This window comes from Salinimicrobium oceani (assembly GCF_012037645.1).
In genome coordinates this window covers 1-255 of the sequence record NZ_JAAVJR010001732.1, presented here as the reverse complement: position 1 = coordinate 255, position 255 = coordinate 1, and the positions used below count along the sequence as shown (strand labels likewise).

The following is a 255-nucleotide window of genomic DNA, read 5'->3' as shown; positions in this document are numbered from 1 at the left end:
TTTTGCTGTCGGATGCCCCAGATTGTTTGGGAGAATACTTTTTTCTAATAGAAGTTCCATATTGTTGATCGGAGATATCTATCATTTTGTTGAGAATCTCATTTTTTAGTTTCTCATCTGAAAGTTCTCTCTCCAATCTTTTAATTTTCTGGGCTGGTGTCTCTTTTGATTTAGGCATGGTCAATCTTCTTGGTTGGCTCCAATCTAAAGTACCATGTTTTCTTAACCAAACCAATACTGTACTTCTTCCTTGGA

At 36.1% G+C, this 255-nt stretch carries 1 pseudogene; it reads right to left on the bottom strand.

The features are described from left to right. Positions 1–255 (bottom strand): annotated as a pseudogene (locus HC175_RS23795) (IS3 family transposase); the annotation flags it as partial.